Below are 1811 nucleotides of genomic sequence, written 5' to 3' on the forward strand. Positions count from 1 at the left end.
GGCGGTTAAGATACCGCCAAGATGGCGGCGTTACTATTCTTTTTTCCTAGTTAATCGCTGCAATGCTGTAACTGCCAAAAATTTTTAGAGTTTCAGTGTAGGTAGCCAACTCTTGCATAGCAACTTTTGCCTCGGCATCCTCAATATTACATTCTAAGTCCATAAAGAAAACATATTCACCAAGCGATCGCTTAGTCGGGCGAGATTCAATCCGACTCAAATTAATTCCCCGACTGGCAAAAACTTGCAGCGGTTTTAGCAGAGTTCCCGGTACATTGGCTGGTACGCTAAAAGCTAAAGATGTGTGAGAACAATTAGATGAAGGATGAAGACCCGGCACTGATTCATCGCCCCTACTTAGTACCCAAAATCGGGTATAGTTATCAGGATGGTCGTTAATCGGATGAGCTAAAACTGGTAAATTGTAAAGCTCAGCCGCTCGTACAGAGGAAATCACCGCAACAGTGCGATCGTCAAGGCGATCGAATGCTACTGTAGTTGAACTCGCAGAAATTAAATGCGCCAACGGGATAAACTTTTCCAACCATTTCTGACACTGAGCTAGCGCTTGCGGGTGAGAGTATACTGTTTTAATCTCGCTAAAGTTTTCGGCGCGAGATACAAGGGCGTGGGAAATAGGCATTACTAAAGCGTGTTGAATTCGGAGAATATCTAACCGCCACAATGTATCTAGTGTTACTGTCACACTACCTTCTATAGAATTTTCCACCGGGACAACTGCTAACTGAGCCCCCCCTGTGGCCGATGCTTCTATTGCCTGCGAAATGGTTGAATAAGGACATAACAGGCATTCAGCCCCCGACTGACTCAACCACTTGGCATAAGCCAAAGCGGCCGTTTCTGCATTAGTGCCAGCGGGGCCGAGATGTGCGACGGATATAGTCATACTGTGCAATATGGCGTTACAATTCTTGACTTACAATTCATCAATCAGAAATTATGATCGGATTGCTAATTTACCCTAAAAGCTTTTATTCGTTAGTTTTGTGAAATTAGCACTGCTCAGTATGTCGTCTAAGTTACCTTAATGAGTGTTAAGCTTTATTAAGCTAGGCTGATAAAATCTGTACTTTTACATTTTCTCATGTACACACGGTTTAATGCTTCCCAATCCGTTGAAATTCCCGTTCCCCAGCAGCGGGTTCCCATTCAGCATTATTTGCGTCAGCCCCGACGGCTGGTGAATGCTTTAGTAGATCGAAGTCGCTTAGAGCAACTGAGTGACGATTGTTTTCGGCTAAAGATGCGACCTTTGGACTTTATGATGGTAAGCATTCAACCCACAGTAGATTTAAAAGTGTGGGCGCAGCCAGACGGAGCAATTAATTTAAAGTCTATAGCCTGTGAAATTAGAGGTGTAGAATACATAAACCAACGTTTTGCGCTCAACCTTAAAGGGCAACTTTCTCCCTATCAAAAAAATGGAACAACATATCTGATCGGAAAAGCAGATTTAGAGGTGCAGGTTGAATTACCACCGCCTTTTTGGTTCACACCACAACCGATTTTAGAAGCAACGGGAAATGGTTTGCTAAAAAGCGTATTGTTGACAGTGAAACAGCGATTAATGCACCAGCTATTATTAGATTATCAATGCTGGGCTGGGAATAAAACAGATGTTTTATTGGGAGAGCGGACGCAAATATTATCAGTGGAAGGTCAAACAGGGTGATAAGCTATTACTCATCTAAATTGTACGACTCGTAATAATAGATTTAGCAGGACTTACGCAAAAGTATCAGTAACGCCGCCATCCTGGCGGTCAAAGAACCGCCAGGATGGCGGCGTTA

At 43.4% G+C, this 1811-nt stretch carries 2 protein-coding genes; one reads left to right on the top strand and one right to left on the bottom strand.

The window, feature by feature from the left end; genetic code table 11:
- Nucleotides 1–46 precede the first annotated feature (46 nt).
- Entirely contained in the window at nt 47–907 is an 861-nt protein-coding gene (pheA, locus tag PY364_RS14330) for a prephenate dehydratase (protein WP_275523448.1), read from the bottom strand.
- A 198-nt stretch (nt 908–1105) separates the two neighbouring features.
- Between pheA and PY364_RS14335 the strand changes: the two genes are divergently transcribed.
- Nucleotides 1106–1693 (top strand): DUF1997 domain-containing protein, encoded by a 588-nt coding sequence (locus PY364_RS14335; protein ID WP_275523450.1) that lies wholly within the window; start codon nt 1106–1108, stop codon nt 1691–1693.
- Nucleotides 1694–1811: the final 118 nt, after the last annotated feature.

The organism is Kamptonema sp. UHCC 0994 (assembly GCF_029167235.1).
Lineage (GTDB): Bacteria > Cyanobacteriota > Cyanobacteriia > Cyanobacteriales > Microcoleaceae > Kamptonema.

Excerpts from the sequence above, each read along its gene's own strand:
- pheA (WP_275523448.1), bottom strand. The coding sequence starts at position 907 with ATGACTATATCCGTCGCACATCTCGGCCCCGCTGGCACTAATGCAGAA.
- PY364_RS14335 (WP_275523450.1), top strand. The coding sequence starts at position 1,106 with ATGTACACACGGTTTAATGCTTCCCAATCCGTTGAAATTCCCGTTCCC.